The sequence below is a fragment of the Mesorhizobium sp. M8A.F.Ca.ET.021.01.1.1 genome (genome assembly GCF_003998025.1).
Taxonomy (GTDB): domain Bacteria; phylum Pseudomonadota; class Alphaproteobacteria; order Rhizobiales; family Rhizobiaceae; genus Mesorhizobium.
Genome location: NZ_RZSJ01001065.1, coordinates 1 through 621, shown reverse-complemented (window position 1 = coordinate 621; position 621 = coordinate 1). Strand labels below are relative to the sequence as shown.

Annotated in this window: 1 protein-coding gene; it reads right to left on the bottom strand. The window is 63.4% G+C overall.

The features are described from left to right. Nucleotides 1-621 (bottom strand): trigger factor (tig, locus tag EOA36_RS36615; RefSeq protein WP_127281323.1); only part of this gene is annotated, 621 nt, incomplete at both ends.

Below are 621 nucleotides of genomic sequence, written 5' to 3'. Positions count from 1 at the left end.
GCCTCGGGGTTGCTGCGATAGAACTCGAAAGCTTCCTGCTGCTGGTTGGCCGGGAAGCGACGAACCTGCTCGAACAGGCCGCGCTGCAGTTCCTCATCCGACACGGTGACGCCGGCCTTCTCGCCGATCTCGGCCAGCACAAGGCCAAGGCGCACGCGGCGCTCGGCAAGACGCATATACTCGGCGCGCGCCTCTTCCTCGGTCGTCTCTTCGTCGGCGAAGGTGCGGCCTGCGGCCTCCAGGTCGCGGTTGACCTGCGCCCAGATGTTGTTGAATTCCGCCTCGACGAGCTTCGACGGCGCTTCGAACGAATAGGCCGCATCGAGCTGGTCGAGCAGCTGGCGCTTGACCTTCTGGCGCGTCATCGAGCCGAACTGGTTCTCGATCTGGCCGCGCACGATGTCACGCAGGCGCTCCAGCGACTCCAGGCCAAGATTCTTGGCGGTCTCGTCATTGATTTCCAGTTCGCCGGGCTTCGACACTTCCTTGACGGTGACGTCGAAGGTCGCTTCCTTGCCGGCCAGATGCGCCGCCTGGTAGTTTTCCGGGAAGGTTACGGTGACCTGCTTCTCGTCGCCGGCCTTGGTGCCAATCAGCTGTTCCTCGAAGCCCGGAATGAAC